This window comes from Parvibaculum sp. (assembly GCF_030651915.1).
Taxonomy (GTDB): Bacteria; Pseudomonadota; Alphaproteobacteria; order Parvibaculales; family Parvibaculaceae; genus Parvibaculum.
On the sequence record NZ_JAUSBV010000005.1, the window covers coordinates 916,518 to 941,704 of the forward strand.

Genomic DNA, 25,187 nt, shown 5'->3' on the forward strand with positions numbered 1-25,187 from the left:
GGCGGACCGCATTATCCGGTGCGCTGCATGTGAAGAAAATTGAGGTGGCGTTCGTACTGCCCTAGCAGGTCGGCAATCACCTGCTCCTTGGTGTAACCCAGAATATCATATCCTTGGCCACCTTCGTGCAAGGATACCTCCGCACGCCATGTGCGCTCCGGCCCCTCGCGCTCTCCCTCCAGCATCGCCATCGCGAAGGCAGGCAAGACGACGCCGCGCAATGATACGTCGTAGCGGAATTCCTCCTCGTTTCCATGCAATATGGTGAACGTGACTTTTTCGTCGTCGATAGACAGCGCCGCATCGAGACCGCGCGCTCGAATCTCGGTGACGACCTCCTCCAGAGCTGACCTCACGACCGTGCGCATGAAAGTGACTGCGCGCTCGCGGGTCGGCTGGTGAAGCATCGCACTCAGCCGCTGACGCCAAGGAACCGGCAAATGGCCCATGCCCGACGCGACGGGCATCGCGACTTGCATGTTTGTTTGACGTTGCACTTCCTGCCGGAGTGCGGTGAAAAGTCCGTAGCAGACGAGCAGCATGATCACCGCCAGCGGGAAACCGGAGGCGATCGCGCCTGTTTGCAAAGCGGCCAGGCCACCAGCCAGCAAGAGGATTGCGGCAACGAGGCCCTGCGTCAGCGCCCAGAAGACACGTTGCCAGACGCGCGATTCAATATTGCCGCCGGCGGTGATGATGTCGATGACGAGGCTGCCGCTGTCCGATGACGTGACAAAGAACGTGACGATCAGAATCGTCGCAATCGTCATTGTGATGACGGCAAATGGCAGTTGTTCGAGAAACTGGAAAAGTGCGACCGCGACATTGGCTTCGACAGCGGCAACCATCGATGCGGCACCCGACAACTCCATCGACAAGGCCGTGTTTCCGAACGCCGTGAACCAGAGGAACGTGAAACCCGATGGCACCAGCAACACGCCGACAACGAATTCCCGTATCGTGCGTCCACGCGAAATTCGAGCGATGAACATGCCGACAAAGGGCGACCAGGAAATCCACCAGCCCCAATAGAACAGGGTCCAGCCGCCAATCCAGTCATTGGGCCGATATGCATAGAGGGTGAATGTGCGGCCAACGATTTCGCTCAGATAAGCGCCGGTGTTTTGCATCACCGCCTGTAGCAGGAAGACGGTCGGGCCGGCGGCAAAGACGAAGACAACAAGAAAGACCGCCAGCGTCAGATTGAGTTCCGAGAGACGACGGATTCCGCGGTTGAGCCCCGACGCAACGGAGATGGTGGCAAGCAGTGCGACACCAGCCACCAGCGCCACCTGGACGGTGATTGTGACGGGAATGCCGAGGAGGTAGTTGAGGCCGGCATTGATCTGCATCACGCCGAGGCCGAGCGATGTCGCCACGCCGAACATGGTGCCCAGGACGGCGAAGATGTCGACGAGATGGCCGGGCCAGCCGTAAATGCGATCCCCGATCAAAGGATGGAGCGCCGAGCGCGGCGTCAGCGGCAATCCTTGACGGAACGCGAAGTAGGCCAGTGCCAGACCCATCACCGCGTAGATTGCCCAGGCATGCAGACCCCAGTGGAAAAAGGAAAGTTGCATGGCCCTGCGCGCAGCGTCGATCGTTCCGCCGTCGCCAGCCGGCGGCGATGAAAAATGGAGCACCGGTTCGGCGACACCATAGAACATGATGCCGATGCCCATGCCGGCGCTGAACAGCATCGCAAACCAGGAGTGCGTCGAAAAATCGGGCTCGGCGTCGTCGGGGCCAAGCTTGATCCGACCCATCGAACTAAGCGCAAGCCCCACGGCAAAGACCAGAAAGGTCGCGACGGCAGCGACGTAGAACCAGCCGAGCTCTCGGACAATAAAAGACTGAACCCCGGAGAACACCGAAGCGGCCAGAGAGGGCGAGGATGCGACGAAGAAAATCACCGCAAAAATCAGCGCCGCTGAACCGAGAAACACCGGCTTGCTGGCCTGAAAAAGCGGGGGTCCGTTCATTTCCGGTTCCTTTCGACTGCAAGTGGGGCGGTGCATTGGAAAAGCGGTACAACCAGCAGCGAATGAGGTTCGCCGCGCCGATTCCGCGCCGGATACTGATTTTGCGTAGCCGCAGCATGGCATGCTGGAGACGCATGGCCAACCCCCGCATTCCGCAGGTGGCAGGCGACACGCATGCAGGCTAGGCTTGCTTACTCATTTCACGGAGGTTGTTCCCCATGCGTATTCTGACGATTACGACCGTCCTCGTCGCAGCGTTTGCATCATCCAGTGCGGCGGCTGCGACCCTGACACCGCCCGACACAGCCTACAGCGCCACACGCGTCGTTGAGGCGGCGGGCATGACGATAAGCGGCGCGATCTACTACGACCACGGCCGGGAGCGTTGGGAAACGTCAATGCAGGGAATGCGGCAAGTATCGATCCTGCTACCCGACGAAAAGAAGCTTTTGATGTACATGCCCGATATGAACATGGCGATGGAGATGGGCGCGGGCGACGTCGCCGATTACGGCATTGGCGAGATTTACGACGAAGGCATCGAGGCCGAAGAGCTGGGTGAAGAATCGGTCGAAGGCGAACGGACGACCAAATACAGAATCGACCGGGACGACGTTGCAGCAACGATCTTTGTCTGGATGACACGCGATGGCATTCCGATGAAAGCCGAGGGCGCCGGCGCCGAAGGACGATTCTCGATGCTGCTGACCAACCTGACGCGCGGGGCACAGGACCCAGCGTTGTTTCGTCTACCCGATGGTGTTACGGCCATGAAAATGCCGGCAGGCATGCCGCCGATGATGCCGCGTTAGAGCCGCATCGCGCTATACAAGCGGACTGGCCAGTGCGGAACCGAATATAATTACGAAGAAAAGCAGCAGGCCGAGTGAAAGCCCGAGCGTACCTGCCGCGACATGCCTTGCGATTGCCATCTCGTCCATCCGGGAATCGTGACCGCCAATCGCTTTAATGTGCCGCGGCGACCATAGACTTGCATGACCCATACGGACCATGCCTCCGGCAGCCCATTGCAGGCTGCCGGGAAATCGGCGCAGGGCTCTTTCCGCGCGAGCCACATGACCGGGCTCTTGACCAAATGCCGGGAAGGGCTTATTTAAACCAACATACCAACTGGTTGGTTTATATTAAAATGCCTGAAAATCCCAGGACCTCGGCCGTTTTAGCGGCCTCCCCGGAGCCCGATGGCCGGCATGTTCGCGGCAACCGGACGCGGCATGCCCTGCTCGAGGCGGCCTTTGACGAGATCTACGAACAGGGATTCCGTTCGGCGAGCCTCAACGAGATCCTCCGCAGGGCCGGCTGCACCAAGGGCTCGCTCTATCACCACTTCCCCGACAAGCATGCGCTGGGTGTCGCGGCGGCGGCGGAATTTATCGGGGCATATATCAGGGATGTCTGGATCGAGCCGCTGCGCGCGACAGCTGACCCGCTCGCCACGATCCGCGCCATCATCGAACGCCATGCCCATGGCGGCATCGGCGTCGATCCGCGCTTCGGCTGCCCCTACCAGAATCTCAGCCAGGAACTTTCCGGCATTGATGCCGGTTTCCAGGAAATTTTCACCGACCTTTTCGAACGCTGGCGCGGCGCCATCGCCGATGCGCTGGCGCGCGGTCAGGCCGAGGGCACCGTTCGTACCGGGATCGATGCGCGGGCCGTGGCGACGCTGATCGTCGCCAGCCATCAGGGCGTCGTCAGCATGATCAAGGCGACGCAGGACCTCGAAGTGGGGCACGCGGCGGCAACGGCATTTTTCGACTATCTGGAAAGCCTGCGGCCGTAACCGGCCGGCGGGGCAAGTGAGGGTTCATGAACGATTGGGTCGTCGCCTACGGCAAGGCAATTGTGAAGTTCCGCTGGCTGGTGGTGCTGGCCTCTGTCGCCGGCGTGCTCTACCTCGCCAGCGGCGGCCGCTTCATCGAGTTCTCGAACGATTACCGCTATTTCTTCACCGACCAGAACCCGAACCTGCAGGCCTTCGAACGGCTGGAGCGGACCTATACGAGCCCCGACACGCTGCTCTGGGTGCTGAAGCCCGATGAGGGCAAAGTGACGACACCCGAACGGCTCGCCATCGTCAAGGAAATCACCGAACGCGCCTGGCAGACGCCCTTCTCGACCCGCGTCGACAGCCTGACCAACTACCAGTACACCAGCGCCGAGAACGACGACCTGACGGTGCGTGACCTCGTGGAAGATCCGGCAAGCCTGAGCGCCGCCGAGGCCGACGCCATCGGTGCCATTGCGCTTGCAGAACCCGTGATCGCCAATCGCCTGATTTCCGAGGACGAAACGACGACGGCGATTGCCGCAACGCTGAAAATGCCGCGCGACGACCAGCAGGCAACGGCGGAAGTGATGGCCCATGCGCGCGCGCTGCTGGCCGACATGCGCGCCGCGCACCCCGATATCCGTTTCGAGCTGACGGGCTCGGTGGCGCTTTCCAATTCGTTTGCCGAGGCGGCGCAGCGCGACCTCGCGACGCTGACGCCGGCCATGTATCTGGTGCTGGCGCTGACGGTCTTCTTTTTGACGCGCTCGATCCCCGGCACCATCGCGACGATCCTCGTCGTCACTCTGTCGGCGGCCGCCGCCATGGGCCTCGTGATGGGCTGGGCGGGCGTCAAGCTGACGCCGCCCTCGTCGGGCGCGCCGACCATCATACTGACCATCGCGGTGGCGGACTCGATCCACATTCTCGTCACCATGCTGATCGAGATGCGGCGCGGTCTGTCGAAACACGACGCCATCGTCGAAAGCCTGCGCGTCAACTGGGGACCGGTGTTCCTGACCAGCGTGACGACCGCCATCGGTTTCGCGAGCCTCAACTTCTCCGACGCGCCGCCCTTCCGCGACCTCGGCAACACGGCCGCCGTCGGCGCCCTGATCGCCTGGTTCCTGTCGGTGACGCTCTTGCCGGCGCTCGCCGCCATCCTGCCGATGAAGGCGAAGGACACGCTGGTCAGGCAGAGCGAGTTCATGGGCCGTATCGCCGAAGTGGTGATCGCCAACCGCCGCGTGTTGCTGGTCGGGATGATCGTGGTGATCGCCGGCCTTGCGACGCTCTTGCCGCGCTTCACCTTCAACGACCGCTTCGTCACCTATTTCGACGAGCGCATGGAGTTCCGCGTCGCTTCCGACTGGGCCGCCGACAACCTGACCGGCATCTACCAGATCAGCTATTCGCTGGGATCGGGCGAAACGGGCGGCGTGTCGAACCCCGAATATGTGGCCAAAGTCGAGGATTTCGCCAACTGGTTCCGCACGCAACCGGAAGTCGTCCACGTCTCGACCTTCTCCGACGTGATGAAACGCATCAACAAGAGCATGCATGGCGACGACGAAAGCTATTACCGCGTGCCCGACGACCGCGAGATGGCCGCTCAGTTCCTGCTGCTTTACGAGATGTCGCTGCCTTACGGCCTCGATCTCAACGACCAGATCAATGTCGACAAATCGGCGACCAAGCTGACGCTGACGCTGACCGACATTTCGACCGTCGAGATGCAGGGGCTGATCGACCGCGCCGACCGATGGCTGAAGACCAACGCGCCGGAACATATGTATTCCTATCCCGCGGGACAGGCCGTCATGTTCGCCTTTATCGGCCGCAACAATTTCAACGCCATGACCACCGGCACGGCCATCGCGCTGGTACTGATCTCGGCCTGCCTGATGCTGGCGCTCCGAAATCTCAGGCTCGGCATCGTCAGTCTGATCCCGAACCTGACGCCGCCGATTGCCGCTTTCGGCATCCTGGCGCTCTTCACGACCGAGGTCGGTTTCTGGTCGACCTTCGTGATCGCGACGGCGCTCGGTCTCATTGTCGACGCGACGGTGCATTTCCTGTCGAAATACCGCCGCGCCAGCATCGAGCAGGGCAAGTCGCCGGAGGACAGCGTACGCTACGCCTTCTCGACAGTCGGCACGGCCTTGTGGGTATCCACCTTTGTTCTGATCGTCGGCTTCGCTATTCTGGCCTTGTCACCTTTCAAGGTGAACGCGATGCTGGGTATCATGGTGGCGCTGACCGTCGCCGTGGCGCTGATCATCGATTTCCTGTTGCTGCCAGCGTTGCTCATTACCGTCGATCGCAGAAAGAAAATAGCGCCGCCGGCAGATGTCGTGGCATCTGCCTCACCGGCGGAATAGGCCGGGCCGCAAGCGGCACCAAACACGACTGCATGTATCTCCGTCCGCACGCGGGGAAAAAAGGAGGATCAAATGCATATTCGAGATTCGCTCAAGCTGGTTACAGCCGTCACGGCATTGCTTCTGCCCCTCTCGGCATCCGCCAGCGCGGAAGCCGTCGCGCTGCCCGACGACCCGGCGGCCAAGGGCCTTGCAATCGCCGAAGAAACCGACCGACGGAACCAGGGGTTCGGCGACACCAAAGCCACCATGAAAATGATCCTCGAAAATGCATATGGGGAAACAAGCGAGCGCGCGCTCCGGTCCATGACGCTCGAAAACCCGAACCCGGAGGAAGGCGACTGGACACTCAATGTCTTCGACAAGCCTCGCGATGTCGACGGCACGGCGCTTCTCACCTATGCGAAAATCCTCGATCCGGACGATCAGTGGATGTATCTGCCCGCAGTCAAACGCGTGAAACGCATTTCCTCCGTCAACAAATCCGGCCCCTTCATGGGCAGCGAATTCGCCTTCGAGGATTTCTCGTCCACAGAAGTCGGCAAGTACAGCTACAAATGGCTGCGCGACGAACTCTGCCCCGAACCGGTGGCGGAGCGTACCTGCCACGTGACCGAGCGCTACCCGCTCTATGAGCACTCTGGATACACGCGACAGGTCGTGTGGACCGACACGACCGACTATCAGGGGCGCAAGGTCGAATACTACGATCGCAAGGGCGAATTGCTCAAAACACTCACACTGACCGACTACAAGCTATACGAAAGCAAGTTCTGGCGAGCGCATGACCTCTTCATGGCGAATGTCGTGACTGGCAAGTCGACCCGTTTGACCTGGGAAGAATACAGCTTTGGCAACGGACTGACCCAGAACGACTTCAGCACCAACGCGTTGCAGCGCGCCCGCTGATCGCAGAGACAGCATGGAAACCGCGGCCCGCCGGACGGAGAGGCATGGCGGGCCGCGGCAACGACCGGTTGGGGGACTTTGATGCATTCCAGAATTTTCGATATGCGGACGGCACTGGCGCTGAGCATGACGCTTGCGACGGGTGCCGCGCAGGCCAGCGACATCCGTGTCACGGGCTATGTGGAACCGGAGTTGCAGTTTTTCACGCAAAGCGCGAGTGGCGCGGAACAGCGGCGCTGGAATGCATCTGTCGCCGCCGAAGTCACGTTTTCTAGATTCTGGGACAATTCGAGCCAGTGGATCGTGGTGACGCCCTTTGCGCGCTGGGACCGGCAGGACGACCACCGCACACATGTCGACGTTCGCGAGGCGAAATACGCGCGCGCCATCGATAACTGGGAGTTCCGCATTGGCCTCGACAAGGTCTTCTGGGGCGTGACGGAGGCCGTTCACCTTGTCGACATCATCAACCAGACGGATCTCGTGGAGAGTATCGATGGCGAGGAGAAACTCGGTCAGCCGATGATCATGGTTTCGTCCGTCTGGGAGGTCGGAACGTTTACAGGCTACCTGCTTCCCTATTTTCGCGAGCGGACCTTTCCGAGCCGCTCGGGCCGCCCGGCCTTCGACCTGCCGGTTGACGAAACGCAGACACAGTACGAGAGCGGCGCGAAGCAGCACCATCTCGATTTCGCATTGCGCTACAGCAATACGTTCGACATCTGGGATGTCGGTGTCAGTTATTTTCAGGGCACCAATCGCAATCCGCTGCTCCTGCCGGGCCTCGATGCCAGCGCACGGCCCGTGCTCGTGCCGTTCTACGCACAGGCGAAGCGGCTCAGCACAGATGTCCAGGCAACGGCTGGCGCCTGGCTCTACAAATTCGAGGGGTTCTGGCAGAACCAGCTCGGCGAACAGCACCTGCAGGCGACAGGCGGCATCGAATATACGTTCTACAGCATCTTCGACACGGCCTCGGATGTCGGCCTCGTCGCCGAATATGTCTGGGATGACAGGGGTGCCAACCGGCAGAACCCGTTTGCGAACGATGTCTTTGTGGCGCTGCGCTGGACGCCGAACGATGCTGCATCGACGGCCGTGCTTGCGGGCACAACTGTAGATCTCGACACACAGGCGCTGGGTTTTTCAATCGAGGCGCAACGCCGTTTCGGCGATGATTATTTCGTCAGTCTGGAAGCGCGTTTTTTCGGCAATGTGCCGCGCTCGGACCCGCTTTTTTCCTATAGCGACGACGATCTGATCCAGCTGCGTATCGCACGCCATTTCTGAGGGGTGGCTGGAGCGGGTGAAGGGAATCGAACCCTCGTCGTAAGCTTGGGAAGCTTCTGCTCTGCCATTGAGCTACACCCGCGCGAGCCGGTTCTAGCATGGCGGCCGCCCTGCGAAAAGGCCCGGAAAAGTGCCGAAAATCGCGGGATCGTGAGCGGAAGTGAGGTCGCACCCCGTGCTAGGCTCACGCCATGACCGACGCCACGCCCATCAAATTCAGCCATCCCGACATTACCGCCCGGGGCGAAGCCCGTGCGCACGTGTCTTTTCAAGGGCTTAAAACGCTCTGGATCAACACCGGCACGCTCTGCAACATCGAATGCGCCAATTGCTACATTCATTCGAGCCCGACCGACGACCGCCTTGTCTATCTGACGGCGTCCGAAGCATCGCATGTTTTCGACATGGTTGGGCATGATGCTATCGAGATCGGCTTCACGGGCGGTGAACCGTTCATGAATCCCGACATGTTGAGCATGATGCATGACGCGCTGGGACGGGGGCATTCCGTACTGGTCCTCACCAATGCCATGCAGCCGATGCAGCGGCCGGGGATAAAGTCCGGCCTGCTCGACATCAAGGCGCGTTATGGCGAACGGATGACGCTGCGGGTCAGCCTCGATCACCACACGGAAGCGCTGCACGACGCCGAACGGGGCGTAGGCGGCTTTGCGAAGACCATGGAGGGACTGCGCTGGCTCGCGGGCGACGGGTTCTCTCTCGCCATCGCCGGCCGCAGCATCCCCGGCGAGACGGAAGAGCAAGCGCGGAGCGGCTACGCGGCGCTCTTTGCGCGCGAGGGCGTTCATCTCGATACGGCGGACCGTTCGGCGCTGGTGATTTTCCCGGAGATGGACGAGAAGGCCGATGTGCCCGAAATCACGACCGCCTGCTGGGACATTCTGCATGTCGACCCGGCCGAGATGATGTGCGCGACGAGCCGTATGGTGGTCAAGCGCAAGGGCGCGGCGAAGCCGGTGTTCGTCGCCTGTACGCTGCTGCCCGACGATCCGCAATTCGAGATGGGTGAGACGCTCGCCGAAAGCCTGACGCCGGTGAAGCTCAATCACCGGCATTGCGCGAAGTTCTGCGTGCTGGGCGGCGCGAGCTGTTCGGCCGGCTAGCGAAAACGCAGATTGCCGCGGTTGAGATCGGCGATGCTACGACAGCCCATCAACTTCATATCGCGCTCGATCTCATCGCGCATCAGGCCGAGCGCGCGCTCGACGCCGGGCTGGCCGGCCGCCGCCAGCGCATAGAGATAGAGCCGGCCGCCCGAGCACGCCTTGGCGCCGAGCGACAGGGCCTTGAGCACATGGGTGCCGCGCTGAATGCCGCCCTCGCAGATCACGTCGATCTTGTCGCCCACCGCATCGACGATCTCGGCCAGCTGGTCGAACGGGCTGCGCGAGCCGTCGAGCTGGCGCCCGCCATGGTTCGACACCATGATGCCGGTGCAGCCGATATCCACCGCGCGCCTGGCGTCGGCGACGCTCATCACGCCTTTGAGCGCGAAATGCCCGCCCCATTTGGCACGGATCGCTTCGGCGTCCTTCCAGCTCATCGACTGGTCCAGCATGGTGGAGAAATAGCTGCCGATCGAGGTGGCAAGATTGGTGCCCTCCTGCACATGGTCCTGAAGATGCGGCAGCTCCATTTTCGGATGGACCAGATAGTTGACCGCCCAGCGCGGCCGTGCGGCGAAGCTGAACAGGCTATTGAAGGTGAGCCTCGGCGGCGAGGTGAAGCCGGTATGAAGGTCGCGCTCGCGGTTGCCGCCGGTGATCGTGTCGACGGTGAGCGCCATCACGTCGAATTTCGCGGCCCTGGCGCGCTCGATCATGCTGTCATTGAGGCCGCGGTCCTTATGAAAATAGAACTGGAACATTTTCGGCGTGTCGATCATCGCGCCGATTTCCTCCACGCTTACGGTGCCGAGCGAGGAGACGCCGAACATGGTGCCGTATTTCTGCGCCGCGCGCGCCACCGCCCGCTCGCCATCCGGGTGGAACAGCCGCTGCAGCGCGGTCGGCGCGCAATAGAGCGGCATGGCGAGCTTCTTGCCGAAGATGGTGGTCGACATGTCCACCGTCTCCACCCCGGCGAGCACGCTGGGGACGAGATCGCAGGTCTCGTAGGCTTCGGTATTGCGCCGGTAGGTCACCTCGTCGTCTGCTGCGCCGTCGATGTAGTGAAAGATGGGGGACGGCAGGCGGCGGCGGGCGAGCGCGCGGAAGTCCTTGAAATTGCGACAGCTGGCAAGACTCATCAAAACTCGCTTCGGCGCTCAGGGCACCCTGAAATGTTTTGAAAGCTTCAGGCTCTGGCGCCGACAAGTTGAGCCGAGGCCGGTGGCGAGACGGAAGGCGGAACACCGCAGCTGAATCTAGCCGGTGCTCCGGTGTTTGACGATAGGGCGGCGCGTGAAAGATTTGGCGGGCGCCGCCGGCACCCCCTATCCTTCCACCACAGAATCACTCAATCGGCACTGGGAGGCCATCATGTCCGCTTCGGCGAAGATCGCGACCGCGTTTGTCGAATACAGCCACGGCGACACCACTTTCGAAGGCTATGTCGCGCATCCCGAAGGCGGGGGCAAGCGGCCTTGCGTGTTGCTGGCGCATGACTGGAGCGGGCTCAATGGCGGCATGCGGCAGCGGACGGAGGAAGTGGCGCGGCTCGGCTACACCGCGTTTGCGCTCGACGTCTATGGCAAGGGCGTGCGCGGCGACGAGCAGGGCGACAATTCGGCGCTGATGGGGCCGTTTCTTGCCGACCGGGCGCTGTTGCGCAAGCGGCTTCTGGCGGCGCTCGACACGGCGGCGAAACTTCCGGCCGTCGACACGGCGAAGGTCGGCGCGATGGGCTATTGCTTCGGCGGGCTTTGCGTTCTCGATCTGGCGCGGGCCGCGCCGCCCATTCTGAAAGGCGTCGTCAGCTTTCATGGCATTTTCATGCCGCCCGATCTCGGACCGCAGGCGAAAATCACGGCCAAGGTGATGATCCTGCATGGCTGGGAGGATCCGATGGCGCCGCCGGATCACGCCGTCGGTGTTGCGAAGGAGATGACCGATGCCGGCGCCGACTGGCAACTGCACGCCTATGGCCATGCGCTTCATGCTTTCACCGTCGAAGGGGCCTATGCGCCCGAGCGCGGCATCGCCTATGACGCCAAGGCCGACCGGCGCTCATGGGCGGCGATGCGGGGCTTCTTCGAGGAAGTGTTCGCCTGACGCCGGGCATCGAATAGGTCAATCGACCAAAAACTGGTTGCGCCCCGCCGCGGGCGCCGCTAAGACTCCGCTTGTTGGTCATATGACCAAATCCGACCGACAAGCGGAGGAACCCCATGAGCATCGACATTCTGGCAGCCGACAAGGCGCTGGCGGCACGCCATGCGGCGCATATTCCGGATCTCGTCCGCGCCACGGGGCCACAATCCTACGACTATATTTTCGGGCCGCGCGCCGATGTCTACGATGCCTTTATCGAGACGGCCTGGATGGCACCCGGCAATTTCTTTTCCCACACGCAATCGACGATCGCGCTTGAGGACGGCGCCTTCCGGGGTGTGCTGATCGGCCATGACGGCCCGGCGCATTATCGATTGAAAGACGCGCTGTGGCCGCTCCTCGACGGTCTGGTGCAAAAGGGCGAGGTCGAGGCGGCGCATCTTGTTGCGCTGGCCGAGCGCGCCGACATTGCCAGCTACATGAATCCGCATGTGCCGGAAGACTGCCACTACATCATCGTCGTCTCGGTGCCGCCGGCGGCGCGCGGTCGCGGGGCCGGCAAGGCGTTGATCGAGAATGCCATTGCCCATGCACGAGGCGAGGGCTTTCGCTCGGTGCATCTCGACGTGATGTCTGACAATCCGGCCGTCGGGCTCTACCGGGCCATGGGATTTCAGCCGATGGCCGAAACGATCACACCCATTCCCTGCCGTCAGCATGGGCTCGCCATGGAACTCAGGATGGTGCTGCCGCTTTGACTACTTTGTTCTGAAGTGCTTCGAAAGCTTGAGACCCTGGCGCTGATAATGCGAACCGAGACCCGTGCCGTAGAGTTTCGCCGGGCGGTCAGTCAGGCGTTCGAGCACGAAGCGGCCGACAATCTGGCCGTGTTCGAGGATGAAGGGAACTTCATGCGAGCGCACTTCGAGAACGATGCGGCTGCCTGCCCCGCCCGCCTCGCGCGCGCCGAAGCCCGGGTCGAAAAAACCCGCATAATGAACACGAAACTCGCCGACCAGCGGATCGTAGGGCACCATTTCGGCCGCATGGGTCGCCGGGATGTGCAGCGCCTCACGCGAGGCGAGGATGTAAAATTCGGCCGGATCGAGAATAAGATGGTTGCGCCCCGGTCGCGCCGTCAGCGGATCCCAGAAGTCGAACACGTCATAGGCATCGGCCTTGTCGATGTCGATGACGCCGGAGTGACGCCGGGCCCGATAACCGACAATATCGCCTTCGCGCGCCGGCGCGAGATCGACGGTCAGCGCGATACCGCCATCGATGTCGGCCTCGCCGTCGACCAGGCGCAACTCCTCGTGCAGGCGCTTCATCTCGGCGTCGGTGCATGTATGTGTCCCGCGGCGGAAACGGATCTGTGCCAGCCGCGACCCCGGACGCACCAGAATTGGAAAGGTGCGGGGTGATATCTCGAGATAGAGATGCCCCTTGTAGCCCGCCGTCACGCGGTCGAACTCGGTCGCGAAATCGGCGATCAGACGTGTGAAGACATCGAGCCGGCCGGTCGAGCTTTTCGGATTGGCCGACGCCGAGGTGCGCTCCGACAACGCCAGCGCCTCGACCAGCGGCACCAGATAGACACAGCCTGTTTCGAGGACCGCGCCTTCGCGCAGGTCGATCTTGTGGAGCATCAGCTCCTCGACACGTTCCATTACGCCGTGATCGGGACCGGGCAGGAAACTGGCTCGCAGGCGATAGGCGACCGCGCCAAGTCGCAGGTCGAGACTTGCCGGCTGGATCTGGCTCGGCTCGATTTCAACCGCGCCCCATATTTCCTTTTCGCGGATCAGCGTCTCGATGCCGTGGGCCGGCAAGATGCCGGTCGCGTGCATCTGCCCGGCGCCGAGGCGGCGTGGCTCGTCGTCGCGATGGGGGAAGAGATCGTCGGCCGCTTTGGTCATGGTTTCCCGCATATTCCGGCTGTCCGGTTGTCCGTTATAGGTGGCCGATCCGCCGCCGGGAAGCCCCGGCTTGACGGGAAGCCAAGACGGCCCTTTAATGCGCGCCGATCCCGTGGTGATTTGAGCCGACCGGCTTGCGGCCACGTTAAACAATCCGCTAAAGAGGTCGGGCGTCCATGCCCCGATCTTTACAGGTCGGGGTTTTTTATTGGGGGCAACCCAGATGAGCAAGACGACACGCGACGGCCGCAAGCTGAAGGCCCGCACCGAAGCCGTGCATGGCGGCACCGCCCGCACCCCCTTCGGGGAGACCAGCGAGGCGATGTTCCTGACTTCAGGCTATGTCTACGAGACCATGGAGGCGGCTGAACGGCGCTTCAAGAACGAAGAACCGGGCTTCATCTACAGCCGCTTTTCGAACCCGACCGTGCGGATGTTCGAGGAGCGGATGATCGCGCTCGAAGGCGCCGAAGACGCGCGCGCCACCGCCACCGGAATGGCGGCGGTGACGGCGGCCATGCTCTGCTATCTCAAGGCCGGCGATCATGTGTTGTCGTCGCGGGCGCTTTTCGGCTCGTGCCGTTATATCGTTGAGGAATTGCTGCCGCGTTTCGGCGTCACCTCAACGCTAGTCGACGGGCGCGATATCGAGGCGTGGAAAAAGGCCGTCCAGCCCAACACGCGGATGTTCTTCCTCGAAACGCCATCGAACCCGACGCTTGAAATCATCGACATCAAGGCGGTGGCCGATGTCGCTCATCAGGCCGGGGCCAAACTCGTCGTCGACAATGTGTTTGCGACACCGGTGCTGCAGCGGCCGCTCGAACTCGGCGCTGATGTCGTCGTTTATTCGGCGACCAAGCATATCGATGGACAGGGACGCTGCCTCGGCGGCATCGTGCTGGCCGACCAGCAATTCATCGCCGATCATCTGGCCAATTTCCTGCGCCAGACGGGCCCGAGCCTCAGCCCGTTCAACGCCTGGGTAATGCTGAAAAGCCTGGAGACGCTCGACCTCAGAGTGCGCGAACATGCCCGGAGTACGGAAACGGTCGCGCGCTTCCTCGAAGGTCACAAGGGGATCGCCCGGGTCTTCTATCCGGGGCTTCCAAGCCATCCGCAGCACAATCTCGCCATGAGCCAGATGGAGGCAGGCGGCAATATCGTTGCCTTCGAAGTCGCGGGCGGCAAGGAGGGTGCCTTCCGTTTTGCCAATGCCCTGCAGGTGATCAAGATTTCCAACAATCTGGGCGATGCCAAAAGCCTCATCACCCACCCGGCCACGACGACACATCAGCGCCTGACGCCGGAGGCGCGTGCGGAGCTGGGCATCGGCGAGGGGCTGTTACGCCTCTCCGTCGGACTTGAGGATGTGGCGGACCTTGCCGACGACATTGAGCGGGCGCTTGGGGCGCGGCCTTAGGGCGCACCCCAAATAGCCCCCAAGCTGCCACAAAAACGCCGCTGTTAAGAGGAAGTTATAGGCTGGTCGATAGGCTGGTAAACGTGTGGAAAGAGTTGGGACAGAACGCCCCAAAACCACAAATAAACCGACGCCTTCGCGCAAGGATGCCCGATGTACAGCGCCCTGACCCGCTCCATCAATATTCTGGTCGAACCGACCTATCTCGAGGATCAGTCCGAGCCCGAGCAGGACTACTATGTCTGGGCCTATCGGGTGACGATCGAAAATCAGGGCCGTGAGACGGTACGCTTGCGCGCGCGCTACTGGAAGATCACCGATGCCAGCGGCCTCGTGCATGAAGTGCGCGGACCCGGCGTTGTTGGCGAGCAGCCGCTGCTGAAGCCCGGCGAGAAATTCGAATATACCAGTGGCACGCCGCTTGGGGCACCGTCGGGTATCATGTTCGGCAATTACGAGATGGAAAACGAGGCCGGCGAGACATTCGAGGTCGACATTCCGGCCTTCTCGCTGGACAGCCCGCATGCCCCGCGCCTGCTGCATTGACGCACCGGAAGCTGTCTTCAGCATACCTCGCTTCCCGGTTCCGCCCGCGCTAGAGTGACATTCTTCCCGTGTCACCCTTCAAGCCTGCCGGAATCCGAAATCCATGCCCGCGCCGCAACACCTCACCTCCCGCGAGATGATCGACAAGCTCATTTCGTTCGACACGACGAGCCATCTGTCCAATCTCGCGCTCGTCGAGTTCGTCGAAGGCTATCTCGCCAGCCATGGCGTCGTGTCGCAGCGCGTGACGAACGAGGACGGGACGAAGGCCAATCTCTTTGCCACACTCGGACCAGCGGATGCCGCCGGCGGCATCGTGCTGTCCGGCCATACCGATGTGGTGCCGGTCGAGGGGCAGGACTGGACCAGCGATCCCTTCAGCGTCATCGAACGTGAAGGCAAGCTTTTCGGTCGCGGCACCAGCGACATGAAGAGCTTCATTGCGGTGGCGCTTGCCTTCGTTCCCGCGTTCCTGAAGGACGGTCCGAAAATTCCGGTTCATTTCGCGCTGTCCTATGACGAGGAGGTGGGCTGTCTTGGCGTCAGGCCGATGATCGACGGCGTCATTCGCGGCATACCGCGTCCGCAGGTCGTGATTGTCGGTGAGCCGTCGTCGATGAAGGTCGTCAATGCGCACAAGTCGATCCAGTCCTATGCGACCGTCGTAACCGGGCTTGAAAGCCATTCGAGTGCTACCGACAAGGGCGTCAACGCGGTGATGTATGCCGCAGAGCTGATCGGCTTTCTGGCCGGGGTCGCCGAAGAAATGCGCCAGCGGGGCGACGTCTCGGGCCGCTTCCGTCCGCCCTACACCACCGTCAATGTCGGGCCGATCCGCGGCGGCACAGCGCTCAATATCATTCCGAAGACCTGCCGCTTTCTGTGGGAGTATCGCGCCCTTCCCGATCTCGACCCGGAAGAGATCATCACGCGCCTCAATGCATATGTGGAAGAAGCCGTGCTGCCGCGCATGCGCGCGGTTCACCCGGGCGCGCGGATCGAAACAACCCTGCGCGCCCAGGCGCCGGGGCTCGCACCCGATGAAGGCTCACCCGCCGAAACGCTGGTGCTGAAGCTCGCGCAATGCAATGCGGCCGAGGCCGTGTCCTACGGCACCGAGGCCGGACTCTTTCAGCTTGCCGACATTCCAACAGTTGTTTGCGGGCCGGGCGATATCGCACAGGCGCACAAGCCCGATGAATTCGTGGCGCTTTCGCAGATCGCCGAATGCGAGCGCTTCATGCGCCGGCTGGCGGATTATGTGTCAGGTCGTCCGATCTAGCGGATCGCCTCAGCGCAGGACCGGTCCCATCGAACGCCTTATTTCGGCGCTCATCTCCTCGTCGAAACGGGTCGCGAGATCCTGCATCAGCGCCGCATAGGCCGCGTCGCGGTCGTTGAGACTGGCACTCTCAAGAATGGTGCGGCTGGCATTGACGTCGGCATCGGCCGTCCAGCGTCCGTGCGCCCCGGCGGGACCGGGCCGCTCGACCGTCAGGCGCACTTTCAGGCGCGCCGTCAGCTTCGTGTCTTGCTGATCGCCGAAGATCCCTGTCAGCCCGCCCTTTTTCGGCAATTGCTCCGAGATGACGCTGCCGTCAAGGATCGAGAGGGTCGCGCCGCCGGTGCCGCCAGCCGCCACCAGGCGCGAGCGCGACCAGGCGCTGGCGACACCTGCCGGCGAGAGGCGGTGCAGATGTTCGACATGAGGCGGCCTTGCGGGCGATCCATATTGCTCATCGAGCCTGACCGATGCGACATCGAGCTTGAGCGGCGCGCGGGCGACCAGCGCCACGTCGCCAGGCGGCGGCGCGGATGGCGTCGCACAAGCAGCGGCGGCGAAAAGCAGGGCAAAAACAAAACCGAAACGCCAAGCAGCCAAAAACGTCATTCCTTCAATTCCTCGGGCTTAAAGACATAGACCGCGCTGCAGAATTCGCAGGTGGCGGTGATCACACCTTCCTGCACCATTTCGTCGATTTCGTGGCCACCGAAGGAGCGCAGGACGGTTTCCATGCGATCGCGCGAGCAATGGCAGGAAAATTCGACCCCGGAAGGCTCATAAGCGCGGACGCCGTCTTCATGGAAGAGCCGGAAAAGGAGGCGGGTCGGCGCCAGCGCCGGATCGAGCAGCTCGTGATCCTCCACCGTGTCGAGCAGGATCGCGGCGCGGTTCCAGTTTTCTTCTTCCTGCGTCCATGGGCCCTGGTCCTCGCCTTCGCGATAGCCGGTCAAGCCGCCGTCACGCGCGATGTGCTGGATCATGATGGCGCCGGCCCGCCAGTTCTTTTCGGGCCCGGCCGCGGCGCGGTGATAAAAAGGCCCGGCGGCCAGCCGGATGCGGGTTGCCACCTGTTCGGAGCTGGCAAAATATTCATGCGCCGAATGGCTGAGGCCTCGCGCGTCGAGGGCGACGATGCCCTGATAACGCTCCATGTCGGCGCCCTGATCAATGGTCAGTGCCAGAAAGCCCTTACCCAGAAGATCGGCCGGCGCCGCACGGCCCGCGACCAGCGCATCTGCCAGCCGTGCTTCGTCGACCTGCGCATAGCCGCGCAACTTGCCCGGCGATTCATAATCGGCGACCAGCATGCCGACCGGACCGTCGCCCTTGGTCTGCAGAATGAACCGGCCTTCGAATTTCAAGGCCGAGCCAATCATCGCGGCGAGCGCCAGTGCCTCACCAAGCAGGCGCGACACAGGCTCGGCATAGGCATGGGCCGACAACACACGGTCGACGAGCGGGCCGAGACGAACGACCCGGCCGCGAATGCCAAGACCCTCGATCTGGAACGGCTGGACAATGTCGTCAGTGCCGATCGCTACAGTATCGCTCATTGAAGACACCAGGCCAGCACGCCCTTTTGCGCATGCAGGCGGTTTTCGGCCTCGTCGAAAACGACCGAAGCGGGACCGTCGATCACGTCCGCCGTCATTTCCTCGTCGCGATGCGCCGGCAGACAATGCATGAAGATCGCGCCCTCGCCGGCTGCCGCCATCAATCGCGCATCGACCCTGTAGGGCGCCAGAAGGTTGTGCCGGCGCGCCGCCGTTTCTTCATCATCGCTCATCGAAACCCAGGTGTCGGTGTTAATGCAATCGACGCCGGCAACGGCTTCGCGCGGATCGGCCGTGACGGTGATCTTTGCACCTTTCTTCTTCGCCCAGTCGAGCGCTTCGGGCGATGGCGCCAGTTCCGGCGGACAGGCAATGCGCAATTCGAAATCGAGCTGGCCGGCGGCATGAATCCAAGAGGTCGCCATGTTGTTGCCGTCACCGATCCAGGCGACGCGGCGGCCGGCGATCGGCCCCTTGTGCTCCTCGAAGGTCATCACATCAGCCATCAACTGGCAGGGATGCGACAGATTGGTCAGGCCGTTGACGACCGGTACCGAAGCGTGTTCGGCCAGATCCAGCAACGTCGCGTGGTCGGCGGTGCGGATCATGATGGCGTCGACATAACGCGACAGCACGCGCGCCGTGTCGGCGACGGTTTCGCCGCGGCCGAGCTGCATGTCGCCGCCGTTCAACAACATCGTCTCGCCGCCGAGCTGACGCATGGCGACATCGAAGGACACGCGGGTGCGCGTTGAGGGTTTTTCGAAGATCATCGCCAGCAGCTTGCCCGCGAGCGGCTTGTCGGCATCGGGTTCGGCATGGCCGAGCCCCGGCCGGGCGCCCTTGCGGGTGCTGGAATCGTCGAGGATCGCGCGCAAGTCGGCCGGTGAAATCTCGTGAAGATCGAGGAAATGCCGAAGGCTCATGACAGTGCTCCACTCTTCGTCGCTGGCGCGTCGAGCCTTGCTTCGAGTACCGCGCAGGCCCGCGAGAGCTTTTCCATCGCCTCGTCGAGATGGCTTTCCTCAATGATGAGCGGCGGCAGCAGCCGCACGACATTGTCGCCGGCGCCGACGGTCAGCATGTGCTCGTCGCGCAACGCCTGCACCAGGTCGGTGTTGGGCACCCGGCATTTCAAGCCGAGCATCAGACCTTCGCCGCGCACGCTCTCGACGATGCGCGGATGCTGGTCGGCCAGCATGGCCAGCTTCTGTTTCAGTTTCAGACCGAGCGACGCCACATGCGGCAGAAAGCCCTGATCGAGCGCGAGATCGAGCACCGCATTGGCGACCGCCATGGCCAGCGGATTGCCGCCGAAGGTCGAGCCATGCGTGCCCGCCGTCATGCCGCGCGCCGCCGCCTCGGTCGCCAGACAGGCGCCAACCGGGAAGCCACCGCCCAGCGCCTTGGCGATCGCCATGATGTCCGGCGTCACGCCCGCCAGTTCGTGGGCGAACAGTTTGCCGGTGCGCCCCATGCCGGTCTGCACTTCGTCGAGCACCAGCAGGATGCCGGCCTCGTCGCAAATGTCGCGGATGCGACGCAGGTCCTCGGTCGGCAGCACGCGGATGCCGCCTTCGCCCTGGATCGGTTCGATCAGCACGCCCGCCGTCGCCGGGCCGATCGCGGCCTTGAGCGCCTTCAAGTCGCCGAAGGGCACTTGCGGGAAACCCGGCATCGCCGGCCCGAAGCCCTCGAGATATTTCGCCTGGCCGCCGGCGGCGATGGTCGCCAGCGTCCGGCCGTGGAAGGCGCCTTCCATGGTGATCAGTTCATAGCGTTCCGGCGCGCCGCCGGCGGCGTGATATTTGCGCGCCATTTTGATCGCACATTCGAGCGCCTCGGCGCCGGAATTGGTGAAAAAGACCGTGTCGGCGAATGTCACCTCGACAAGGCGTTTCGCGAGGCGTTCCTGACCGGGAATGCGGTAGATGTTGGAGGTGTGCCAGACCATCTGCGCCTGCTCGGCGAGAGCGGCGACAAGATGGGGATGGGCGTGACCGAAGGCGTTGACGGCGATGCCGGCGCCGAAATCGAGATAGCGCTCGCCTTCGGCGGTAATCAGCCAGGGGCCTTCGCCCCGCTCGAATTCGAGGTCGGCCCGCGCATAGGTTGGCAGAACGGGAGTAATCACGGGAATCTTGTCCTTCTCACAGCTTTTCCGTCAAACCGTCATCGGGGAAAGAGGAGTGGACATCGCGAGCGATGCGCGACGAACGGGGCTCCGGGCTTTCCATGCGAGACGGCAGTTTCCTGCGCCGCGCCCTTCCAATTGGCGCGGTCTCCTCGCTGTCAGCGTCGTCGTTTCCCGTTCAGCATCATGTCGATCACCTCGAAGCCTCTCCGGCCGGGCACGCGCCCAATAGAAAAAGCCGCCTGAAAAGGGCGGCGGTCCGGGAAGCAGCGGAGTATTGCGGAGGCGCCGGGTGCTGTCAATCGGGGTTTATTGGCAGAAAATGGCGGGAATCGGGGCCGGGCGTTCTATGGAAGCCGACAGCCCGTCTCCAGCATGCCGCTTTCGCCGTCTGCCTCGCGGGCGAGAAAGCCCTCCTCACCCTTGCTCCACCAGATGAGCGGCGTTTCCGGGTCGAGGGCGCGGTACCGGGTGCCCGAGGCGGCCGGGACGGCCCGCATCTGGATTTCGTCGCCATCGAAAAACAGGAAGACCAGCGTTTCGCCGGTTTCGAGCATCACTTCGGCCAGTTGCAGCTCGGCGCCGCTGTCGCAGAGATAGGAAAGCAGCGGGCCGCTGGCGTCGAGCGTTTCGCCGGGCCCTTCCTCGGCCGCGGCGGCGATGGTCGTCAGCATCAGGATGGCGAGCAGGCGGGCCGGCATGACGGGCTCCTCAGGCCTTGAGACGATAGCCTGTGCGGAAGAGCATGTGACAGAGGAACCAGAGCACGAGATTGACACCGATGACCAGCGCCACGCCGATCTCGATGGCGCCGTCGGCATGACCGGTGACGCCGTAGCGGAAACCGTCGATCAGGTAGAAGACCGGGTTCCAGAGCGTGACCTTGTGGGCGAAATCGGGAAGCTGCGTCACCGAATAGAAGGTGCCGGACAGAAAGGTCAGCGGCAGCAGCACGAAATTGGTCACGGCCTGCAAATGGTCGAATTTCTCCGACCAGACGCCAGCCAGAATGCCGAAAAGCGACAGCATCAGCGAGGCGCCGGCGGCGAAGAACAGCAAGGCCCACAGATGCGCGAGCCCCAGATCGACGAAAGGCAGCATGGCAAGCGCCGTCACCGCGCCGCAGACAAGGCCGCGCGTCACGCCGGCCAGCGCGATGCCGATATTCAGCTCCATCGGCGACAGTGGCGGCATCAGCACATCGACGATGTTGCCCTGGATTTTCGAGATCAGCAGCGAGGAGGAGGTGTTGGCAAAGGCGTTCTGGATCATGGTCATCATGATCAGGCCCGGGGCCAAGAATTCGACAAAGGGAACCCCATGCACGTCGGGGCGGAACTTGCCGATGGCGAGCGCGAAGATCGCCAGATAGAGCAGCGTCGTGATGACCGGGGCGGCAATGGTTTGCGTCATCACCTTCCAGAAACGGCGGACTTCCTTCAGATAGAGCGTCCACATGCCGAGCCAGTTGACCGCACCGAAGCGGCGGGCGCCTTCCGCAGGCCAAGGGGTGGGGGTCATGGGGCGCTCCTGTGATGGGCAAGCATCGGCGAGACTTAAGGGAGGCAGGCGCCGCACACAAGCCGCCATGGCGGTTCTTTTCTGTGGATAAGGCCGCACGCCCGACGGCAGCCGGTTGCGACATTCATGCTTTATATTGTATATTTATTCTTAACGCCTACGAAATCTAGTGGGGTCAGGTTTCAGCGACAGGCGTCCAATCGGGCCGAGAGGGGGCCCCAAGGGGAAGAGCATCATGTGGACCGATGAACGCGTGGAACTGCTGAAGAAGCTCTGGGCCGACGGCCTGAGCGCCAGCCAGGTCGCCAAACAACTGGGCGGCGTCACCCGCAACGCCGTCATCGGCAAGGTGCATCGCCTCGGCCTGTCGGGCCGGGCGACGCCGAGCCGGCCGGCGCGGGCGCGCAGCACCGGCCCCCGGACGCTGGTCCGGGGCCGCCCCGATCCGCTGACTGGCGAGGCCCGCGCGGAAGAGCGCGCGGCGCGCGAGACGGCAGAGGCGCACAGCGAGACGGTTCAGGAAGAGCGGATGCTGGAACCGAGCCAGCGCGCCACCGTGCTGACGCTGACCGAGCACACCTGCAAATGGCCGATCGGCGATCCGGGACGCCCGGGCTTCCATTTCTGCGGCCGCGGCGCCGACAATGCCTCGCCCTATTGCACCGAGCACGCGCGGCTGGCCTATCAGCCGGCGCAGGCGCGGCGCAACCGCGAGCGTCAGCGCAGCAAGGATCATCGCCTGGTCAGCTAGACCAGCGCCTTTTCGGGGCGTTGAGGGGACAAGGAAACCGGCATCCGCAAAAGCGGGTGCCGGTTTTTTCATGCCGCCGGGACCAATGCGCGTCAGGCCTGGAATTGTTCGTCCAGCGAATAGCCGGCCGAGCGGACGGTGCGGATCGGATCCTTCTCGCCCTTGTCGTTCAGCGCCCGGCGCAGGCGGCCGACATGGACGTCGACGGTGCGCGCCTCGACATAGACGTCCGAGCCCCAGACCGCATCGAGCAACTGCTCGCGGCTGAAGACGCGGCCCGGATGCTGGATCAGGTGGTCGAGCAGCCGGTATTCGGTCGGGCCCAGTTGCACCTCGCGCTCGCCGCGGCGCACCCGGTGCGCGGCGCGATCGACGATGATGTCGCCGAAGGTCACGAGGTCCTCCGACAAGGCGGGGCGGATGCGGCGCATCACGGCGCGGACACGGGCCAGCAATTCGGTCATCGAGAAAGGCTTGGTCAGATAGTCGTCGGCGCCGGTGTCGAGGCCGCGGATGCGGTCGCCCTCCTCGCCCCGGGCCGTGATCATAATGATCGGCAGGTTGCGCGTCTCATTCCGGGCACGCAGCTGCCGGCAGACCTCGATGCCCGACAGGCTCGGCAGCATCCAATCAAGCAGGACCAGATCGGGCGGCGTCTCCTTGATCAGCAGCACCGCTTCCTCGCCATCCGACGCGGTTACGACCTTGTAGCCTTCCTTGTCGAGATTGTACTGGAGGAGCGTCAGCAGAGCCTCTTCGTCCTCGACGATCATTACGGTCGGTTTCATGCGCCTCTCGAACTGATTCCGGTCGTTCCCGACAGAATCCTGACCCTCTTCGCCGCTATGGGCAAGCACCACGGACATGATTCCTCCTGTTTATTTCAGTTCCCGGCCCCGACGGCGGTCGTGCTCGTCGTATCGCCCTTGGGTCGTTCGTCATGCACCCACTCGCCGGTGACCAGATAACCGACCGTTTCGGCGATGTTGGTGGCATGGTCGCCGATGCGTTCGATGTTCTTGGCGATGAAGAGCAGATGGGTCGAAACGCCGATGGTCCGCGGATCTTCCATCATGTAGGTCAGAAGCTCGCGGAACACCGAGTTGTACATGGCGTCGATTTCCTCGTCCTCGCGCCAGACCTCCATGGCGGCGCCGGCGTCGCGATTGGCATAGGCATCGAGCACCTGCTTCAGCTGCCGCTGGGCCAGACGTCCCATCCGGGCAATGCCCTGGATCAGCTTGTTGGCGCCCTCGAAATCGTTCTGCAGAACGAGGGCCCGCTTGGCGATGTTCTTGGCCAGATCGCCGATGCGCTCGAGATCGATCGAAATCTTGATCGCGGCAATCGCCTCGCGCAAATCGGCCGCCATCGGCTGACGCAGCGCGATCATGCGCACCGCGTGCGACTCGATTTCGGCTTCAAGCGTGTCGATCCGCTGGTCCTCGCGAATCGTGCGTTCGGCGAGCTGCGCGTCGCGCTTGACGATTGCCTCGATCGCGGCCGAAAGCTGCGCTTCGGTGAGGCCGCCCATCTGGGCGATGCTGGTCGCCAAGGCGTCAAGTTCATCCTGGAAGGATTTTACGATGTGCTGGGTCACGCCCGTCACTCCTGTTGGCTCTAGCCGAAGCGGCCCGTGATGTAATCCTGGGTACGCCGGTCGGACGGATTGGTGAACATGTGTTCCGTCGCGCCTTCCTCGACAAGATGGCCGAGATGGAAGAAAGCCGCGCGCTGCGAAACGCGCGCCGCCTGCTGCATCGAATGCGTTACGATGACAATCGTGTAGCGTTCGCGAAGCTCGTCGATCAGTTCCTCGACCTTGGCGGTTGCGATGGGGTCGAGCGCCGAGCACGGTTCGTCCATCAGGATGATGTCGGGATTGACGGCAATGGCGCGGGCAATGCAGAGGCGCTGCTGCTGGCCGCCCGACAGGCCCGTACCCGGCTCCTTCAGGCGATCCTTCACTTCGTTCCACAGGCCTGCACGGCGCAGGCTTGCTTCCACGATGGTGTCCATTTCCGAACCGGCCTTCGCCTTGCCGTGAATGCGAGGACCATAGGCAATGTTGTCGTAGATCGACTTCGGAAACGGATTCGGCTTCTGGAACACCATGCCGACGCGGGCCCGGAGCAAAACGGGGTCGATTTTCGCGTCATACACATTCGCGCCGTCGATCTCGATGCTGCCCGTCACGCGGCAGATGTCGATGGTGTCGTTCATGCGGTTGATACAGCGCAGGAAAGTCGACTTGCCGCAGCCCGACGGGCCGATAAAGGCCATCACCTGGCGGGCCGGAATGTCGATGGTCACATCGAACAGCGCCTGCTTCTCGCCATAGAAGACGGAAACCTTGCTTGCCGCCACTTTGACGTCATGCGTGCCGGCGCGAGCCGCCTGATCCGCAAGAACATCCGCGCCTTCTACCGACTTCGTCATGATCATTCCCGACGCTTCAGTGGTTGCCA

At 62.8% G+C, this 25,187-nt stretch carries 24 protein-coding genes, 1 tRNA gene and 1 riboswitch; of the genes, 12 read left to right on the forward strand and 13 right to left on the reverse strand.

From position 1 onward, the window contains the following. Positions 1-11: 11 nt before the first annotated feature. Complete coding sequence (locus Q7V31_RS08790; RefSeq protein ID WP_304733694.1) at positions 12-1,982, reverse strand: BCCT family transporter; 1,971 nt, start codon at positions 1,980-1,982, stop codon at positions 12-14. A 218-nt stretch (positions 1,983-2,200) separates the two neighbouring features. Here Q7V31_RS08790 and Q7V31_RS08795 point away from each other — a divergent pair, with 218 nt between their 5' ends. The 5 genes from Q7V31_RS08795 to Q7V31_RS08815 all read left to right on the forward strand — a co-directional run bounded on the left by Q7V31_RS08795 (position 2,201) and on the right by Q7V31_RS08815 (position 8,354). Next, positions 2,201-2,794 carry a hypothetical protein gene (locus Q7V31_RS08795; protein WP_304733695.1) on the forward strand — a complete coding sequence of 198 codons (594 nt, stop codon included), beginning with the start codon at positions 2,201-2,203 and terminating at the stop codon, positions 2,792-2,794. Positions 2,795-3,132: 338 nt separating this feature from the next. Next, entirely contained in the window at positions 3,133-3,786 is a 654-nt protein-coding gene (locus tag Q7V31_RS08800) for a TetR/AcrR family transcriptional regulator (protein WP_304733696.1), read from the forward strand. Positions 3,787-3,812: 26 nt separating this feature from the next. Continuing rightward, positions 3,813-6,155, forward strand: a complete 2,343-nt coding sequence (locus tag Q7V31_RS08805; protein WP_304733697.1) for an RND family transporter — start codon at positions 3,813-3,815, stop codon at positions 6,153-6,155. Between the two features lie 72 nt (positions 6,156-6,227). Further along, entirely contained in the window at positions 6,228-7,064 is an 837-nt protein-coding gene (locus Q7V31_RS08810; protein ID WP_304733698.1) for an outer membrane lipoprotein-sorting protein, read from the forward strand. Between the two features lie 81 nt (positions 7,065-7,145). Continuing rightward, a complete protein-coding gene (locus Q7V31_RS08815) occupies positions 7,146-8,354 on the forward strand; it encodes a hypothetical protein (protein WP_304733699.1) in 1,209 nt (402 codons plus the stop codon). A gap of 8 nt (positions 8,355-8,362) precedes the next feature. On the opposite strand, the gene Q7V31_RS08820 is transcribed toward Q7V31_RS08815, so the two are convergent. Further along, positions 8,363-8,436: transfer RNA gene (locus tag Q7V31_RS08820), tRNA-Gly, on the reverse strand. A gap of 109 nt (positions 8,437-8,545) precedes the next feature. On the opposite strand from Q7V31_RS08820, the gene Q7V31_RS08825 reads away from it, so the two are divergent. Continuing rightward, entirely contained in the window at positions 8,546-9,478 is a 933-nt protein-coding gene (locus Q7V31_RS08825; RefSeq protein ID WP_304733700.1) for a radical SAM protein, read from the forward strand. Here the strand turns inward: Q7V31_RS08825 and Q7V31_RS08830 are convergent. Further along, entirely contained in the window at positions 9,475-10,623 is a 1,149-nt protein-coding gene (locus tag Q7V31_RS08830; RefSeq protein ID WP_304733701.1) for an alpha-hydroxy acid oxidase, read from the reverse strand. The genes Q7V31_RS08825 and Q7V31_RS08830 overlap by 4 nt on opposite strands. Positions 10,624-10,855: 232 nt before the next feature. On the opposite strand from Q7V31_RS08830, the gene Q7V31_RS08835 reads away from it, so the two are divergent. Beyond that, positions 10,856-11,587, forward strand: coding sequence for a dienelactone hydrolase family protein (locus Q7V31_RS08835; RefSeq protein WP_304733702.1), 732 nt, complete (start codon positions 10,856-10,858; stop codon positions 11,585-11,587). A gap of 116 nt (positions 11,588-11,703) precedes the next feature. Further along, on the forward strand, positions 11,704-12,345 hold the full coding sequence (locus tag Q7V31_RS08840; RefSeq protein ID WP_304733703.1) for an N-acetyltransferase: 642 nt from the start codon (positions 11,704-11,706) through the stop codon (positions 12,343-12,345). Here Q7V31_RS08840 and Q7V31_RS08845 read toward each other — a convergent pair whose 3' ends face one another. Continuing rightward, positions 12,346-13,437 carry a 2'-deoxycytidine 5'-triphosphate deaminase gene (locus Q7V31_RS08845; protein ID WP_370690647.1) on the reverse strand — a complete coding sequence of 364 codons (1,092 nt, stop codon included), beginning with the start codon at positions 13,435-13,437 and terminating at the stop codon, positions 12,346-12,348. 171 nt (positions 13,438-13,608) lie between these two features. Beyond that, positions 13,609-13,688, forward strand: a riboswitch (SAM riboswitch). 41 nt (positions 13,689-13,729) lie between these two features. Between Q7V31_RS08845 and metZ the strand changes: the two genes are divergently transcribed. From metZ to argE, 3 genes are all read left to right on the forward strand, one after another. Beyond that, positions 13,730-14,929: an O-succinylhomoserine sulfhydrylase gene (metZ, locus tag Q7V31_RS08850; RefSeq protein ID WP_304733705.1), complete on the forward strand. Its 1,200-nt coding sequence runs from the start codon at positions 13,730-13,732 to the stop codon at positions 14,927-14,929. 153 nt (positions 14,930-15,082) lie between these two features. Next, positions 15,083-15,475, forward strand: coding sequence for a Co2+/Mg2+ efflux protein ApaG (apaG, locus tag Q7V31_RS08855; RefSeq protein WP_304733706.1), 393 nt, complete (start codon positions 15,083-15,085; stop codon positions 15,473-15,475). Between the two features lie 103 nt (positions 15,476-15,578). Further along, positions 15,579-16,757 (forward strand): acetylornithine deacetylase, encoded by a 1,179-nt coding sequence (gene argE, locus Q7V31_RS08860; RefSeq protein WP_304733707.1) that lies wholly within the window; start codon positions 15,579-15,581, stop codon positions 16,755-16,757. A 9-nt stretch (positions 16,758-16,766) separates the two neighbouring features. Here argE and Q7V31_RS08865 read toward each other — a convergent pair whose 3' ends face one another. The 6 genes from Q7V31_RS08865 to Q7V31_RS08890 all read right to left on the reverse strand — a co-directional run bounded on the left by Q7V31_RS08865 (position 16,767) and on the right by Q7V31_RS08890 (position 21,968). After that, positions 16,767-17,366: a hypothetical protein gene (locus tag Q7V31_RS08865; protein WP_304733708.1), complete on the reverse strand. Its 600-nt coding sequence runs from the start codon at positions 17,364-17,366 to the stop codon at positions 16,767-16,769. Continuing rightward, positions 17,363-18,313, reverse strand: coding sequence for an Hsp33 family molecular chaperone (locus tag Q7V31_RS08870; RefSeq protein ID WP_304733709.1), 951 nt, complete (start codon positions 18,311-18,313; stop codon positions 17,363-17,365). The genes Q7V31_RS08865 and Q7V31_RS08870 overlap by 4 nt, the downstream gene beginning before the upstream one ends. Continuing rightward, positions 18,310-19,239, reverse strand: a complete 930-nt coding sequence (argF, locus tag Q7V31_RS08875) for an ornithine carbamoyltransferase (RefSeq protein ID WP_304733710.1) — start codon at positions 19,237-19,239, stop codon at positions 18,310-18,312. Before argF ends, Q7V31_RS08870 begins: the two co-directional genes overlap by 4 nt. Continuing rightward, positions 19,236-20,447: an aspartate aminotransferase family protein gene (locus tag Q7V31_RS08880; protein WP_304733711.1), complete on the reverse strand. Its 1,212-nt coding sequence runs from the start codon at positions 20,445-20,447 to the stop codon at positions 19,236-19,238. Before Q7V31_RS08880 ends, argF begins: the two co-directional genes overlap by 4 nt. A gap of 347 nt (positions 20,448-20,794) precedes the next feature. Continuing rightward, positions 20,795-21,148, reverse strand: coding sequence for an MliC family protein (locus Q7V31_RS08885; protein ID WP_304733712.1), 354 nt, complete (start codon positions 21,146-21,148; stop codon positions 20,795-20,797). Between the two features lie 10 nt (positions 21,149-21,158). Beyond that, positions 21,159-21,968: an ABC transporter permease gene (locus tag Q7V31_RS08890; RefSeq protein WP_304733713.1), complete on the reverse strand. Its 810-nt coding sequence runs from the start codon at positions 21,966-21,968 to the stop codon at positions 21,159-21,161. A 235-nt stretch (positions 21,969-22,203) separates the two neighbouring features. On the opposite strand from Q7V31_RS08890, the gene Q7V31_RS08895 reads away from it, so the two are divergent. Next, positions 22,204-22,719 carry a GcrA family cell cycle regulator gene (locus Q7V31_RS08895; RefSeq protein WP_370690640.1) on the forward strand — a complete coding sequence of 172 codons (516 nt, stop codon included), beginning with the start codon at positions 22,204-22,206 and terminating at the stop codon, positions 22,717-22,719. A gap of 92 nt (positions 22,720-22,811) precedes the next feature. Here Q7V31_RS08895 and phoB read toward each other — a convergent pair whose 3' ends face one another. From phoB to pstB, 3 genes are all read right to left on the reverse strand, one after another. Beyond that, complete coding sequence (gene phoB / locus Q7V31_RS08900) at positions 22,812-23,507, reverse strand: phosphate regulon transcriptional regulator PhoB (RefSeq protein WP_304733714.1); 696 nt, start codon at positions 23,505-23,507, stop codon at positions 22,812-22,814. A 95-nt stretch (positions 23,508-23,602) separates the two neighbouring features. Beyond that, on the reverse strand, positions 23,603-24,319 hold the full coding sequence (phoU, locus tag Q7V31_RS08905) for a phosphate signaling complex protein PhoU (RefSeq protein ID WP_304733715.1): 717 nt from the start codon (positions 24,317-24,319) through the stop codon (positions 23,603-23,605). A gap of 20 nt (positions 24,320-24,339) precedes the next feature. After that, entirely contained in the window at positions 24,340-25,158 is an 819-nt protein-coding gene (gene pstB, locus Q7V31_RS08910; protein ID WP_304733716.1) for a phosphate ABC transporter ATP-binding protein PstB, read from the reverse strand. Positions 25,159-25,187 lie beyond the last annotated feature (29 nt).

Coding starts and splice junctions, on each gene's coding strand:
- Q7V31_RS08790 (WP_304733694.1), bottom strand. CDS start 1,982: ATGAACGGACCCCCGCTTTTTCAGGCCAGCAAGCCGGTGTTTCTCGGT.
- Q7V31_RS08795 (WP_304733695.1), top strand. CDS start 2,201: ATGCGTATTCTGACGATTACGACCGTCCTCGTCGCAGCGTTTGCATCA.
- Q7V31_RS08800 (WP_304733696.1), top strand. CDS start 3,133: ATGCCTGAAAATCCCAGGACCTCGGCCGTTTTAGCGGCCTCCCCGGAG.
- Q7V31_RS08805 (WP_304733697.1), top strand. CDS start 3,813: ATGAACGATTGGGTCGTCGCCTACGGCAAGGCAATTGTGAAGTTCCGC.
- Q7V31_RS08810 (WP_304733698.1), top strand. CDS start 6,228: ATGCATATTCGAGATTCGCTCAAGCTGGTTACAGCCGTCACGGCATTG.
- Q7V31_RS08815 (WP_304733699.1), top strand. CDS start 7,146: ATGCATTCCAGAATTTTCGATATGCGGACGGCACTGGCGCTGAGCATG.
- Q7V31_RS08825 (WP_304733700.1), top strand. CDS start 8,546: ATGACCGACGCCACGCCCATCAAATTCAGCCATCCCGACATTACCGCC.
- Q7V31_RS08830 (WP_304733701.1), bottom strand. CDS start 10,623: ATGAGTCTTGCCAGCTGTCGCAATTTCAAGGACTTCCGCGCGCTCGCC.
- Q7V31_RS08835 (WP_304733702.1), top strand. CDS start 10,856: ATGTCCGCTTCGGCGAAGATCGCGACCGCGTTTGTCGAATACAGCCAC.
- Q7V31_RS08840 (WP_304733703.1), top strand. CDS start 11,704: ATGAGCATCGACATTCTGGCAGCCGACAAGGCGCTGGCGGCACGCCAT.
- Q7V31_RS08845 (WP_370690647.1), bottom strand. CDS start 13,437: ATGCACGCGACCGGCATCTTGCCGGCCCACGGCATCGAGACGCTGATC.
- metZ (WP_304733705.1), top strand. CDS start 13,730: ATGAGCAAGACGACACGCGACGGCCGCAAGCTGAAGGCCCGCACCGAA.
- apaG (WP_304733706.1), top strand. CDS start 15,083: ATGTACAGCGCCCTGACCCGCTCCATCAATATTCTGGTCGAACCGACC.
- argE (WP_304733707.1), top strand. CDS start 15,579: ATGCCCGCGCCGCAACACCTCACCTCCCGCGAGATGATCGACAAGCTC.
- Q7V31_RS08865 (WP_304733708.1), bottom strand. CDS start 17,366: ATGACGTTTTTGGCTGCTTGGCGTTTCGGTTTTGTTTTTGCCCTGCTT.
- Q7V31_RS08870 (WP_304733709.1), bottom strand. CDS start 18,313: ATGAGCGATACTGTAGCGATCGGCACTGACGACATTGTCCAGCCGTTC.
- argF (WP_304733710.1), bottom strand. CDS start 19,239: ATGAGCCTTCGGCATTTCCTCGATCTTCACGAGATTTCACCGGCCGAC.
- Q7V31_RS08885 (WP_304733712.1), bottom strand. CDS start 21,148: ATGCCGGCCCGCCTGCTCGCCATCCTGATGCTGACGACCATCGCCGCC.
- Q7V31_RS08890 (WP_304733713.1), bottom strand. CDS start 21,968: ATGACCCCCACCCCTTGGCCTGCGGAAGGCGCCCGCCGCTTCGGTGCG.
- Q7V31_RS08895 (WP_370690640.1), top strand. CDS start 22,204: ATGTGGACCGATGAACGCGTGGAACTGCTGAAGAAGCTCTGGGCCGAC.
- phoB (WP_304733714.1), bottom strand. CDS start 23,507: ATGAAACCGACCGTAATGATCGTCGAGGACGAAGAGGCTCTGCTGACG.
- pstB (WP_304733716.1), bottom strand. CDS start 25,158: ATGACGAAGTCGGTAGAAGGCGCGGATGTTCTTGCGGATCAGGCGGCT.